Here is a 12470-nt window from a genome sequence, read left to right on the forward strand (position 1 = left end):
GGCGCAACGCGAACAGCAAGCCGGCGAGAAGAACCGCCGCCACCCCTCCCAGAACGATGGCAAACGCAGGCACCGGAGCGAAGCTCCAGCGCGCCTCCATGACGAAGCGCAGCGCCGCCCAGGCCGCAGCGCACCCGATCCCCACCGCGATCCCCCCCGCCGCAGCGCCCATGAGCGCCGCGCGAAGCGCGAAGGACCGCAACACCATGCCCCGCGTCGCCCCGAGCGTGCGCAGCAGCGCCGCCTCGCGCATCCGCTCGGGCTCGCCGGCCGCCGCCGCGCCAACCAGCACCACGATCCCTGTCGCGAGCGTCACCCCCGCCGCCAGCGCCACCGCCCGCGCGATGGTGCCAAGCGCCTCCGAGACGCGGGCCAGCGCATCGCGCACCCGGATCGCGGTGACGTTCGGGAAGGCCTTGGCCACGGCGCGCAGGATCGGCGCTTCGGCCTCCGGCGCGGCATAGACGGTCGCGATGCTGGTATGCGGCGCACCCGCCAGCGCAGCCGGGTTCAGCGTCAGGACGAAACCGATCCCGGCGGTGGAGAAATTCACGTCCCGCAACGAGGTGATCGTGGCGGTGATGTCGCGGCCAAGAATATTCACCGTGACGGTATCGCCCAGCTTCAGCCCCAGTTCCTGCGCCTCCTTGGCGGCGAAGCTGGCCTGCGGCGGGCCACTATAGCCCGGCGGCCACCAGGTCCCGGCGGTGAGCGCCTCACGCGGCGCCTCGGCGAAGGTCACGCCCCGATCCCCGCGCAGGACCCAGTGATCGCCGCGGCCCTCCCGCGCCGGACGGCCATTGATCTGCGTGATCACGCCACGGAGCATTGGCGCGGTCTCCACACGGCTCACCCGGGCGTCGCCTTTCAGCAGGCCGAGGACCGCGTCGGATTGATCGGGCTGGATGTCGATCAGGAAATAGGCCGGAGCCTGCGCCGGCAGATCACGCGCAATCGCGGTGCGAAGCGAGGCTTCGATCTGGCCCACGGCCGACAGCACCGACAGCCCGAGCCCGAGCGAGAGCACGACCGCCGTCACCTCCGAGCGTGGTGCCGAGATTGCGGCCAGCGCGGCATGCAGCGCCACCCGACCGCGCGCGCGCGGCCGCAGCCCCCGCGCGAGCCGCCGCAGCCCCCATGCCACCAGCGCAAACAGCCCGAGCGCCGCCCCGACCCCGGCCAGCACCGCCACCGTGAGCCCCGGCCGCCCCGAGAGCGCCGCCGCTGCCGCGACCAGTGCCGCGGTCATGGCCCCCGTCAGCACCCAGGCGCGCCAGCCCGCCCGGGCCTGCCCGCCCCGGTAGAGCCATGCCGCGCGCAGAGCCGTCATCCGCATCAGCGGCCCGGCGGTGAAGATCGCGGCCGTGAGCGCGCCATAGAGTGCGGCCTCCAGCAGCGGGCGCGCCGTCAAGCCAACCTCCACCGGGATCGGCATCACCGCGCGGATCGGCCCCGCCGCCGCAAGGATGACACCTGCGGCCAGCACCAGCCCCGCCGCAATCCCCACAAGCCCGACGACAGCGAGCTGCATCAGGAACGCAGCCCGGATCGTACCCCCGGTCGCGCCCAGAGCCCGCAGGGTGGCAATGGTCGCGGCCTTGCGCGCGATCCAGGCATTGGTCGCGGCCGATATCCCGACACCGCCGACCGCGAGCCCCGCGAGCCCGACCAGCACGAGGAAATCCGCCAGCTGATTGGTGAACCGCTCCACCCCGGGGGCCGCGCGCGTACTGTCGCGCCAGCGCATGCCGGCGCCTTCGAACCGGCGTTCGGCCTGGGCGCGCAGGGGGCCGAGGCTGTCTTCGGGGCGCAGCGCGATGCGCACTTCGGTCTCATAGAGCGAACCGGGCGCCAGCATCGGCGTCGCGTCGATTGCGGGCAGCGAGACGATGCTGCGCGGCCCAAAGGCAATGCCCGCCCCAGTGGAATCCGGTTCGCGCAGGATCCGCGCCATCATCACGAAGGGCTGCCCCGCGATCTGGAACCGGTCTCCCACGGCAAGGCCCAGCCGGTCGGCCAAGGCCGGATCGAGGAATGCCCCCGGTACGCCGCCCTGCCCCGCCAGCGCCGCCAGCGGCACCGGAGGATCGAGCTCCAGCTTCCCGGTGAGCGGGTAGGCCGCGTCCACCGCCTTCACCTGAGTGAGGGTGCTGTCTGCCTCTGTTGCGGCCATGGAGCGGAATTCCACCACCTCGGACACGGCCGCGGCATGGCTTTCGATCCAGCCACGCTCTTCGGGCGTCGGGCGGCGATAGGTGAACTCATATTGCGCATCGCCGCCGAGCAGCACCGCGCCCTGATCGCGCAGCCCGCCGCGCACCGCATCGCGCACCAGCCCCACCGCGGCGATGGCCGCGACCCCGAGCATGAGGCACAGAATGAACACGCGAAACCCGCGCAAGCCGCCGCGCAGCTCGCGCGCCGCAATCCTAAGCGCGAGCCTCATGCGAGCCGCCCGTCGGCCAGATGCAGGACCCGGCTGCAGCGCGCGGCCAGCTCCGGCGCATGGGTCACGAGGATCAGCGTCGCGCCGTAATCCGCCTGGAGGCCGAACATCAGATCCATGATCGCCGCCCCGTTTGCGGCATCGAGATTGCCGGTGGGTTCATCCGCGAGGAGCAGGGTCGGGCGCGGCGCGAGCGCACGGGCGAGCGCCACGCGCTGCTGCTCGCCGCCCGACATTTCGGTGGGGTAATGGCCAAGCCTGTGGCCCAGCCCCACCGCGCGCAGTTCTGCCTCCGCGCGGGTCCAGGCCTCCGCCACCCCGGCGATCTCCAGCGGCAGCGCGACGTTTTCCAGCGCGGTCATCGTCGGCACCAGATGGAACGACTGGAACACGATCCCCATCCGCCCGCGCCGGAACCGCGCCAGCGCGTCCTCGTCCATCGCCGAGAGATCCTGACCGAGCGCAACGACCCGGCCCGACGTCGCCCGCTCCAGCCCGCCCATCAGCATCAGCGCCGAGGATTTGCCCGATCCGGAGGGGCCGGTGAGCCCGACACTCTCGCCGGCATTGATGTTCGCCGAGATGCCGCGCAAGATCTCGACCGGGCCGGCGCTGCCTTGCAGCACGAGCCGCACATCGTCGAGAGAGAGGACCGTCCGCGTCATGAAACCCCGCATTTGTCTTGGTCTTTCCATCGGATATGGGCTGTGCAGCCGTGCAGACAACCGCCTTGCCGCGATAATTTCCGCGCTTTTCCTCGCAGCTGCGGCACAGGCGGAGCCGGTGACGGTCCTGGCCCTGGGCGACAGCCTGACCCAGGGCTACGGCCTGCCGCAGGGCGCGGGGCTGGTGCCGCAGCTGCAGGGCTGGCTCGACGCGCAGGGCGTGGCGGCAAAGGTGCTGAACGCGGGCGTCTCGGGCGATACCACCGCGGGCGGCAAGGCCCGGCTCGGCTGGTCGCTGACGCCGGATGTGGGGGCGGTGATCATCGAGCTCGGCGGCAACGACCTGCTGCGCGGGCTGCCGCCCGAGCAGGCGAAGGCCAATCTCGATGCGATGCTGGCCGAGGTGACCGGGCGCGGCCTGCCGGTGCTTCTGGTCGGGCTGGCGGCGCCGGGGAATTATGGTGCGGCCTATCAGCAGGGGTTCGATGCGATCTGGCCGGAGCTCTCCGAGAAATACAACACCCTGCTCTTGCCCGACCTTCTGGCCCCGATCGCGCGGCTCACGCCGGAGGAGCGCGCGGCGCAGGGGCTGATGCAGGGCGACAATATCCACCCCTCGGCCAAGGGCGTGGGTCTGGTCGTGCAGGAACTGGGGCCGAAGGTAATGGAGCTGGTCGACGAGACCCAGGGAGACTGAGGCAGCTCAGGCGCGGCGCCGGTCCAGCAGCAGAAGCGCGCCCGCCCCGGCCACGGCGAAAGCCGCCCCCATCACGGCGGCGAGCCCATAGCCCGAAAGCGCGACGCCGAGCGCGAAGATCGCGGCGCAGAAGGCATCGCCCACCAGCTTCTGCAGCGCCATCAGCGACGCCCCCGCGCCCGGGCGCGCGCCCAGCAGCTCCTGCAGATAGGCCATCGGCTGGGTCAGCACCACCGCGCCGCCCAGCGCCGCGAACAGCGGCAGCACCCAGACTGCCGCCGAGCCCGCCAGAAGCGGGATCCCCGCCAGATGGGCCGCATAAAGCACCGTCCCCCACAGGATCAGCTGCGCCTGCGGCACCCGCCCGAGCAGGAGCGGCAGCGCCAGCATGAACGGCACCTCCAGCCCCGCCGTCAGCCCGGCATAAAGCGCGGTATCGGCCGCCCCCCGCCCCGGCGTCGCGGCGAAGATCAGCCCGATCACCACCAGATAGAGCGTAACCGCGCCGTTGATCGCACCGAGCGAGACCACCCGCGCCAGCACGCCAGGATCCGAAATCTCGCGCAGCGACTGGCGGAAGCTGAGCCCGGATTTCGGATCGGGCCAGCGCGTGGCCCCGTCCCGCGGCCAGAACAGCCAGCACAGCACCAGAAGCGCCACCGCGCAGACGAGGCAGACCGGATAGACCAGCGTCAGGCTGGCGCCCCCGCGAAACACCCAGGCCCAGACCGGCAGCACCATCACCCAAGGGAGCGCGAACAGCGCCCGCAGCGTGGACTGGATCGCGGGGCGGTCGGCCTCCGGATGCAGCGTCGCGGCCAGCCGCGCCAGGGCGAAGATCTGCCCGAATATCGCACTCGACAGCGGCAGGAACAGCCCATGCGCCAGAACGAAGGCCCCGGCCCCCGGCGCCAGCACCATCAGCGCGGTGCCGATGGTCAGGCTCAGGCCGGTGGCGAGCGCGATGCCGCGCCGGTTCGCGCGCTGATCGGCGAGGATGCCGAAGCCGACAGACGTGGTCACCGCCACCGCAGAGGCCGCCAGCAGAACCAGCGAAAACTGGCCATCAGCCAGCCCGAAGACGGTGACCGCCAGCGCCGAGGCATAGGGCAGCACCGAGGCCAGATGCACCCCGAACAGCACCAGAAGCACCGCCGCGAGCAGCAGCGTCGGATCGGAGAGGATCGGGCGGAAGGGAGCGAGTAGGCGCATGGCAGGTCCGGTTGATCCGCGCCAGATGCGACGCTTTGGCGCGGAATGCAAGCCCGCTCAGGGCAGGACCTTGCCCGGGTTCAGGATGCCCTTCGGATCGAGCGCCGCCTTGATCGCGCGCATCACCTCGAGCGCGACCGGGTCCTTGTGCGCGGCCATGGTCTTGCGCTTCGAGATCCCCACGCCATGCTCCGCGGAGAAGGTACCGCCGAGCGCCACTGCCTCCGCGCTGATCGCCGCCCGGATCGCCGCCATCGTCTCGGCATCATGGCGCGCGGGATAGGCGGTGTAGTGGATATTGCCATCGCCCAGATGCGCGACGATGAGCTCCGAAGCCTCCGGGTCCAGCGTGGCCAGCCGCGCCGTCATCCGGGTCAGGAACGGCTCCAGCCGGTCCAGCGGCAGCGCCACATCGGTATCGACGAGATGCGGTTCGGTGAAGGTGATCTCGGCCGCGGATTCGCGCATTTCCCAGAGCTTGCGGCGCTGCGCCTCATTGGCGGCGATCACCGCCTCGCTCACCGCACCGCGCTCCAGCGCCGCGCCAAGGATCTCCTCCAGCCGCGCGGCCGGGTCCTCGCCCGCAACCGTGGTCGCGGTTTCGACCATGATGTTCACCGGCTGCGGCGGGAACGGGCAGGCCAGATCCGGCTTGTGCCGCGCGAGCCGCTCCATGTAGCTCCGCGGCATCAGCTCGAAGGCCTCCACCGCGCCGCCGGTCCCGGCCTGGATCTCGTGCAGGAGCCGCAGCGCCTCGGGCAGGGTCTCCATGCCGAGCAGCGCAGTCGCATGCGCGACCGGCGCCGGCGCCAGCCGGAACACCGCCGCCGTGATCACCCCAAGCGTGCCTTCGGCGCCGATCAGCAGGTCGCGCAGGTCGTAGCCGGTGTTGTCCTTGTGCAGGCCGGTCAGCAGGTTCAGCACCCGGCCATCGGCCAGAACCGCCTCCAGCCCCAGGCACAGCGCCCGGGTAACGCCGTAGCGCACCACGTTCGAGCCGCCCGCATTGGTGGAGAGGAAGCCGCCCACCATGGCCGAGCCCTTGGCCCCGAAGGTGAGCGGAAACATCAGCCCATGATCGGCAGCGAGCCCCTGCAGCACCTCCAGCACCACGCCGGCTTCGGCCGTGACGGTGCGCGCTTCGGTATTGAGCTCGCGCACCCGGTTCAGCCGCGCGAGCGACAGCATCAGCGCGCCTTCGGCATAGGTGCCGCCATTCAGCCCGGTATTGCCGCCCACCGGCACAACCGGGGTCGCGGTATCATTGGCCAGCCGCAGCACCGCGGCGACCTCGTCCACCGAACCCGGCCGCACCACGCACAGCGGCGTCCAGTGATAATGCCCGGTCCATTCGCGCCCGAAAGCGCCCGCGTCCTCCCCGGTCAGGACATGCGCGGCCCCGACGATCCCGCGCAGCCCCTCGATCAGCGTTTCCATGCGAAGAACCCTTTCGGCGCCTGCGCGAGCAGCCCGCGCGCCAGATCCGCCCCGAGCGCGGCCGCCTCCGCCAGCGGCGCGCGGGCCTCGGCGCGCAGCGCTTCGGAGCCATCGGGGCGCAGGATCTCGCCGCGCAGCCAGAGCGTGCCGCCCTCCAGGACCGCGAGCCCGGCAATGGGCGTCTCGCAGGAGCCATCCAGCGTGGCGAGGAAGGCCCGCTCCGCCGCGAGCCGGTGCCCGGTGGCCAGATCGTGAATGGGCTCCAGGAGCGCCGCCACGCGGGTGTCCTGGCTGCGCCGCTCCACGCCGATCGCGCCCTGCGCCACCGCGGGCAGCATCTCCTCAGGCGCGATCGCCGAGCGCGCAACCTCGGTGCGGCCAAGCCGCCGCAGGCCCGCCATGGCCAGGAAGGTCGCTTCGGCCACACCATCGTCGAGCTTCTTCAGCCGGGTCTGCACATTGCCGCGAAATTCCACGAGCTTCAGATCCGGGCGCCGGTTCGCAAGCTGCGCGCGCCGGCGCAGGCTGGAAGAGCCCACCACCGCCCCCTCGGGCAGATCGGCGATCCGGGCGAAGCGCGGCGAGACGAAGGCATCGCGCACATCCTCCCGCGGCAGATAGCAATCGAGCAGCAGCCCCGGCGGCTGCGCCGTCGGCATGTCCTTCATCGAATGCACGGCGATGTCGATGGCGCCCGACAAGAGCGCCTCCTCGATCTCGCGGGTGAACAGCCCCTTGCCGCCCAGCTCCTTCAGCGCCTTGTCTGCCGCGATGAGCGCGGCGTCGTCGCCGGTCGTCTTGATCACCACGATCTCGAAGGCGGTTTCGGGCAGGCCATGCGCCGCCATCAGCCGGTCACGGGTCTCATGCGCCTGTGCCAGCGCCAAGGGGCTGCCACGGGTGCCGATCTTCAGGGGGGGCATCTGTTCCATGCCCTTGGCATAGCCGCGTCATATGGCCCGTGCAAGGCGGGTTGACATTCCGCCGCACCCCGCGATGAAGGACCGAAAGGAGGCCCCCATGACCGACAAGACCATCCTGCGCGCCCTTCGCGGCGAGGTTCTGCCCACGCCGCCGGTGTGGATGATGCGGCAGGCGGGCCGCTACCTGCCGGAATACCGCGCCACCCGCGCCCAGGCCGGGGACTTCCTGTCGCTGTGCTACAACCCGGAGCTGGCGGCCGAAGTGACGCTGCAGCCCATCCGCCGCTATGGCTTCGATGCCGCGATCCTGTTTGCCGATATCCTGCTGCTGCCGCAGGCGCTCGGGATGGATCTGTGGTTCGAGACCGGCGAAGGCCCGCGGCTTTCCACCGTCACCACGCCCGCAGAGCTGGGCGCGCTGCGGGGCCCGGGCGATGTGCACGACCGGCTCGCGCCGATCTATGAAACGGTGCGGATCCTGCGCGGCGCATTGCCACGCGACACCACGCTGATCGGCTTCGCCGGGGCGCCCTGGACGGTAGCGACCTACATGATCGCCGGGCGCGGAACCCGCGACCAGGGCCCGGCGCATGCGCTGAAGGCCGCGGACCGGGCCACCTTCGCAGGCATCATCGACCTGCTGACCGAGGCGACGATCGAATATCTCTCGGCGCAGGTCGAGGCCGGGGCCGAGGTGGTGAAGCTGTTCGACAGCTGGGCCGGAAGCCTGAAGGGCCAGGATTTCGAGGATTTCGCCGTGGCCCCCGCGGCACGGATCATCGCGGCGCTGAAGTCGCGCCATCCGGGCCTGCCCGTCATCGCCTTCCCGCGCGAGGCCGGCGCAGGCTATATCGGCTTCGCGCGCAAGACCGGCGCGGATTGCGTCGCGATCGACAATTCGGTCAGCGCCAGCTGGGCCGCCGCGCAGGTGCAGGTGGAGGGCTGCGTGCAGGGCAATCTCGATCCGCGGCACATGGTCACCGGGGGGCAAGCGCTGATAGACGCGACCCGCGATGTGGTGCGGGCGTTTGCGAACGGGCCGCATATCTTCAACCTCGGCCATGGCATCACACCGGATGCGGACCCGGCGAACGTCGCGCTGATGATCGAGACGATCCGGAACGGCTGAGCACGGCCTGCGTGCGGGGGCTCGCCCCCCCCGCGCCAATGAACCACCGCTGCGTCAAGCGCTCCCATAGCCTCTGGCCAGGATGCGGCCCTGGCAGGCTGCGCCTGAACGCGGGCGCAGACCGATGCGGCACAGGCCATGCGTGCTCTCGCCGCCGGCAGCCTTATCCGTTGCAGATCCCGCGCTGGTTTTACGGGCCTCTTGGCGCGCTGGCCTTTGCCCGGCCTCATCTGCGGCCCGCTCTGCCCGGCGCCTGCGGATGCGCTTCTCTGAGGCTGTGATGCACCCTCGCCGATCGGGGCATAAGCCTCCTTGCCCTTCGACATCGGCCGCATGCCCTGAATTCGTCGTCTCGTGTCCCCGGAGATGCTCTCCCGGCCAAGGCACCGCTGCTGCCGCGCCGCGCACTGGCACGAAAACATCCGAAACAAGGTGGACCGATACGAATGCCATGGAAGCCCCGCAACGTGGCAGCAAAGAGCAGGGCGCGGCCTCTGATCGCCAAGCCCGACAAAACGATACGGGCGTCCGCCCCAGCCTGAGGACGAGAATGGCACCCGGAGAGGCGTAACCTGTCGCCAGGAGCCACGCTCGGCAGCAGGCTGTGGGGGCGTCCGGGTGGAGCCCCCCGTGGACGATCCCGGTACGGTGAGGCCAGATTGCAAAGGAGGGCTCGGATCTTTGCCTGGGCGGGCCCCGAGAACGCCTCAGGCCGGATCGGCATGCTCCGCACCCCGTGGCCCTGATCCCGATGGAGCGCCCCCGGCTCTCTTTCTGACCGCGCAGGCAGCTCGAGGCGGGCACAGCCGCGCAACGGGCCCCAGAGCGCTCCGAACCCCGGCCCTGATGCCTGCCAACCGCGTTTGCGCCCCCTATTTCCGTGCGCGCGCAGCCTGCCCGGACGGCTCAGGCAAAGAACGCTCGGGGCAAATCCGAACAGATCGCCGGGGGCCAAGGCGAACAGTAGCCTCGCTACCCCCACAACCGGGGCAGCGTCCCGATCAGAACGGAATCGCACCGATCACGCCCGAAGCGCCATCGGACGGATCGTCAGAGCTGCAGCTTCGCACAAATTTGGCCGCAGCGTGAAACGCGGAATTGGCAAGGGAGCCGCACATTTCCCAAAACCGTAAGATCGGAGTCGAACTGAACGGGGACGCAGCGGGCGGCAACACCACCGCCCAGACCATCAACTTCACCGTGAACAGCCCGGACTCAGACGGCTTCCGCCGCAGCCGGGCACAGATCGAAGCCGACCTTGCGCGCGCAGGCCAGCGCAGCCTTGGGAAGAACGGATAAGGAGTCCAGTATGAGCGGTTACGTATACGCAGGCGCGCCATCACCTCTTGGAATGTTCGATGACCTCGCGACCCAGCGAAAAACCCAGAGACTCCGCGAACTGTTTGAAGCTGGCGTGCCGGTCATCGCGTCCGGTGACGACTTGACCACCACGCCTGCGCCGAATTCTGGACCGCGCCCGCCCCGCGATGAATGGGAAGACAGCGCACCCGCGCCGGGAGTACTTGGCACGGCGGAATGGTAAGGGGCCTTGTGGACCATGCCCACCCGCTGACGCGGGCACTGACCCCGAGACTTGACCGCCCCCTTCCTGTAGCCTGCCCGGATCACCACATACCGGGCAGGCCAAGCAGTGAGGTAACCATGGCTAAACAAGTGACGATCAAGAGCGGGACAACCTTCAAGACGTTGAGGACAGCTCAAGAGCATCTCAGCAAGATTCGGGAAGCAACAGGACTTGGCGACCGCGTTGCCGAACCCGACAAGTCGGACTTGCTGGACGTTTACCGCCGCTACTGCGCCGCCACCAACTGGCAGGCGGAAGACGCGGTGGACGTCACCACTGAGTGGGATAACCGGCAGCGCGCGGCGGGCAATTATGCCCAGACGAAAGCCTTTGCAGTCGTCACCGCTTCCGGCGCGACAAGCGTTTTCAGCATCGACAAGGCACTTGCCGCGGTTGCAGTCTGACCGCGACGGAAAGGACGGTTAGCGCCCGCGTCAGCGGGCGTGATTCGGCTTCAAGCTGACTTTGCCGCTGATACGCGGGAGATGATGCACGCGTGGCGGCGATGTATCAGTATCAGATCAGACCCAGATGGGTTTTTTCTAAGTACCTGATTTTGTTTGATGAAATGGTGGACCCGGAGCGATTCGAACGCCCGACCCTCAGATTCGTAGTCTGATGCTCTATCCAGCTGAGCTACGGGTCCACTGTGAGGACGGCGTTTAAGCCCCCCGACGGGCATTGGCAAGGGCAAAAAATGCATCCGCGCCAACATTCTTCAAAATGTTCGCTACGGGCCATCACGCGGGGAGCGGCGCCGCCGCGAGGTCCAGCGCCTCGGGCAAATGCAGCTTGAACTCGGTGCCCTCGGCATCGCTGCGCACCAGCTCCAGCCGCCCGCCATGCCCCCGCACCAGCTCGGCCGAAATCGCGAGGCCCAGCCCGGTGCCCCCCTTCTTCACGCTGCCGGAGAACGGCTGGAACAAGTTTTCCTTCGCGCGCTCGGGCAGACCCGGCCCGGTGTCCTGAACGCGGATCCACCAGCCCTCGGGCTCCTCCCCTGCGCCGATCTCGATGGTGCCGGGCTTCGCGGTGGCTTCGATCGCCTGCCGCGCATTGCGCACCAGATTGGACAGGACGCGGTACATCTGCTCGCGGTCCGCCCGCACGACCAGATTCGGCGCCACATCGACGACGAAGTCGATCTGCGCCGCATCCGCGGGTGGGCGCTCACTGTCGAGCACCTCCTGCACCAGCGCATGCAGCATGAACCGCGACAGCGACGGCGGCGGCTCCTCGGCCTTGCCGAAGGCCAGCGTCGTCTCGCACAGGTTCACCGCGCGCGAGATCGAATTGATCAGCTTCGGCGCAGAGCGCTTCACCGCCGGGTCGTCCGAATCCTCCATCCGGTCGGCAAACAGCTGCGCCGTGGTCAGGATGTTGCGCAGATCGTGGCTGATCTTCGCCACCGCCTGCCCCAGCTGCGCCAGCCGTTCGCGCTGTTTCAGTGCCGCGGTGAGCTGGCGCTGCATGGAGGCCAGCGCATCCTCCGCCACACGCAGCTCGCCGATCCGCGCCTCGGGCTCGATGATCCGGCGCGCATCTTCCGGCGCCTCGGCATAGGAGGCCATATGCGCCACGACCCGCTTGATCGGCACTACCATCAGCCGCCGCACCGCGAGGAACAGCAGCATCGCCGTCGCGACCGAGATCAGCGCCGAGAGCGTGAGCAGCCGCAGCCCGTATTCCACCATCTCCACCCGCATCGGCCCGGTGGCGAGCGTAACCTCGATCACCTGCCCGCCCTTCTGCACCGGCTGGCCGATCACGCGGATGATCTGGTTTTCCGAAGTCAGCAGCTCCGAGAGCGCATCGCGGATCAGCCCGAAGAAGGTCGATTCGCGCATGTCGAAGGTGCGCGCGATCGCCTCCGGGATCGGCGACGAGAGCACAAGCTGCCGCGCCGCATTGCGCCGCAGCACCACGTTATAGACCCCGGCGTTGTTGAGCAGCTCCCGCTCCAGATCCGGCTCGATCATCTGTTCGGAGATCAGCAGCGTCAGCGAGGCGATCTGCGCCCGCTCGAGCCGGGTCCGCAGATAATCCTCGCGGAAATTCGCCAGCCCCGGCACCAGGATAAGCACCTCCGCCAGCACGACGAACAGCGTCGTGAGGATCAGGAATCGGCCGGAGAGCGTGTTCAGTTTCATCGTGTTCCGTGTTGCGGACGTCCCTCCGCGGGGCCTTTGCCTGGTCCCGGCCTCCCTGCGTCTGAAATAACAGGTGTTTGCACGAATAAACAGATCCACCGCAGCGCCATCCTGACGCAACGGCGCCCGCACGCCGCGGTTCCCCCGCCACCGGCGCAAAGTCGCGAAAAAGACTCACGGGTCGATTGACTTGGCGCGCCGTTGCCCCTAAAGACCGGGCCTCGAA

Annotated in this window: 9 protein-coding genes and 1 tRNA gene; 3 read left to right on the forward strand and 7 right to left on the reverse strand. The window is 69.3% G+C overall.

Annotated features, from left to right (window positions below; all coding sequences use genetic code 11):
- The coding region (locus ACOMG5_RS08070; protein WP_420343287.1) for an ABC transporter permease at positions 1-2446 on the reverse strand (2446 nt) is incomplete at its 3' end.
- The gene (locus ACOMG5_RS08075; protein WP_420343288.1) at positions 2443-3111 is read right to left on the reverse strand and encodes an ABC transporter ATP-binding protein; all 669 of its coding nucleotides are present in this window, start codon (positions 3109-3111) and stop codon (positions 2443-2445) included. The genes ACOMG5_RS08070 and ACOMG5_RS08075, both read right to left, overlap by 4 nt.
- Here ACOMG5_RS08075 and ACOMG5_RS08080 point away from each other — a divergent pair.
- Entirely contained in the window at positions 3110-3808 is a 699-nt protein-coding gene (locus ACOMG5_RS08080; RefSeq protein WP_420343289.1) for an arylesterase, read from the forward strand. The genes ACOMG5_RS08075 and ACOMG5_RS08080 overlap by 2 nt on opposite strands.
- A gap of 6 nt (positions 3809-3814) precedes the next feature.
- Here ACOMG5_RS08080 and ACOMG5_RS08085 read toward each other — a convergent pair whose 3' ends face one another.
- From ACOMG5_RS08085 to hemC, 3 genes are read right to left on the reverse strand one after another with little or no spacing between them, the layout of a single operon-like run.
- Complete coding sequence (locus ACOMG5_RS08085) at positions 3815-5020, reverse strand: hypothetical protein (protein ID WP_420343290.1); 1206 nt, start codon at positions 5018-5020, stop codon at positions 3815-3817.
- Positions 5021-5077: 57 nt separating this feature from the next.
- The gene (locus ACOMG5_RS08090) at positions 5078-6457 is read right to left on the reverse strand and encodes an FAD-binding oxidoreductase (protein ID WP_420343291.1); all 1380 of its coding nucleotides are present in this window, start codon (positions 6455-6457) and stop codon (positions 5078-5080) included.
- On the reverse strand, positions 6445-7389 hold the full coding sequence (hemC, locus tag ACOMG5_RS08095) for a hydroxymethylbilane synthase (protein ID WP_420343292.1): 945 nt from the start codon (positions 7387-7389) through the stop codon (positions 6445-6447). The genes ACOMG5_RS08090 and hemC overlap by 13 nt, the downstream gene beginning before the upstream one ends.
- 88 nt (positions 7390-7477) lie before the next feature.
- On the opposite strand from hemC, the gene hemE reads away from it, so the two are divergent.
- Positions 7478-8509, forward strand: a complete 1032-nt coding sequence (hemE, locus tag ACOMG5_RS08100) for a uroporphyrinogen decarboxylase (RefSeq protein WP_420343293.1) — start codon at positions 7478-7480, stop codon at positions 8507-8509.
- A 1662-nt stretch (positions 8510-10171) separates the two neighbouring features.
- On the forward strand, positions 10172-10498 hold the full coding sequence (locus ACOMG5_RS08105) for a hypothetical protein (RefSeq protein ID WP_420343294.1): 327 nt from the start codon (positions 10172-10174) through the stop codon (positions 10496-10498).
- A 165-nt stretch (positions 10499-10663) separates the two neighbouring features.
- Here ACOMG5_RS08105 and ACOMG5_RS08110 read toward each other — a convergent pair.
- Positions 10664-10740 (reverse strand) — tRNA-Arg (locus ACOMG5_RS08110).
- A gap of 94 nt (positions 10741-10834) precedes the next feature.
- On the reverse strand, positions 10835-12244 hold the full coding sequence (locus ACOMG5_RS08115; protein ID WP_420343295.1) for a sensor histidine kinase: 1410 nt from the start codon (positions 12242-12244) through the stop codon (positions 10835-10837).
- Positions 12245-12470 lie beyond the last annotated feature (226 nt).

The organism is Paenirhodobacter sp., from assembly GCF_041916475.1.
Taxonomy (GTDB): Bacteria; Pseudomonadota; Alphaproteobacteria; order Rhodobacterales; family Rhodobacteraceae; genus Rhodobacter.

What these genes read in the sequence shown, in the direction of transcription:
- ACOMG5_RS08085 (WP_420343290.1), bottom strand. Translation starts at nt 5,020, where the DNA reads ATGCGCCTACTCGCTCCCTTCCGCCCGATCCTCTCCGATCCGACGCTG.
- ACOMG5_RS08075 (WP_420343288.1), bottom strand. Translation starts at nt 3,111, where the DNA reads ATGACGCGGACGGTCCTCTCTCTCGACGATGTGCGGCTCGTGCTGCAA.
- ACOMG5_RS08105 (WP_420343294.1), top strand. Translation starts at nt 10,172, where the DNA reads ATGGCTAAACAAGTGACGATCAAGAGCGGGACAACCTTCAAGACGTTG.
- ACOMG5_RS08115 (WP_420343295.1), bottom strand. Translation starts at nt 12,244, where the DNA reads ATGAAACTGAACACGCTCTCCGGCCGATTCCTGATCCTCACGACGCTG.
- ACOMG5_RS08080 (WP_420343289.1), top strand. Translation starts at nt 3,110, where the DNA reads ATGAAACCCCGCATTTGTCTTGGTCTTTCCATCGGATATGGGCTGTGC.
- ACOMG5_RS08090 (WP_420343291.1), bottom strand. Translation starts at nt 6,457, where the DNA reads ATGGAAACGCTGATCGAGGGGCTGCGCGGGATCGTCGGGGCCGCGCAT.
- hemC (WP_420343292.1), bottom strand. Translation starts at nt 7,389, where the DNA reads ATGGAACAGATGCCCCCCCTGAAGATCGGCACCCGTGGCAGCCCCTTG.
- hemE (WP_420343293.1), top strand. Translation starts at nt 7,478, where the DNA reads ATGACCGACAAGACCATCCTGCGCGCCCTTCGCGGCGAGGTTCTGCCC.